The organism is Arenibacter sp. F26102, from assembly GCF_023015865.1.
GTDB lineage: Bacteria > Bacteroidota > Bacteroidia > Flavobacteriales > Flavobacteriaceae > Arenibacter.
In genome coordinates, this window is sequence record NZ_JALKBC010000074.1 from 1 (window position 1) to 281 (window position 281).

Sequence of the window (281 nt, forward strand, 5' to 3'; positions counted from 1 at the left end):
AAATCGAAAAAATAAGAGGGGAGTTAATGCCGGTTGAAATGGTGCAAAAAATAATGGTTATTAACATTCAAAGTGTGTTCCGGGAGTTTGAAAGCGGGTGCGAAAATATCGCGTCTGTTTATTGTGAGATTTTAGGGGGGGACCGTGACCACCTGGCCCGCATGGTTAAAGAAATGCGCCAAGTATTAGAGGACAGTATTAAAAACGCCAAAGACAAGTCTAAGGTCGAAATTCAAACCATAATAAAGGACTATGCGGTAACAAGGAGCCGCGGACAACGC

General features: G+C 43.1%; 1 protein-coding gene. It reads left to right on the plus strand.

The window, feature by feature from the left end; all coding sequences use genetic code 11:
- Window positions 1-281 (plus strand): hypothetical protein (locus MWU78_RS22325; protein WP_247002032.1); only part of this gene is annotated, 281 nt, incomplete at both ends.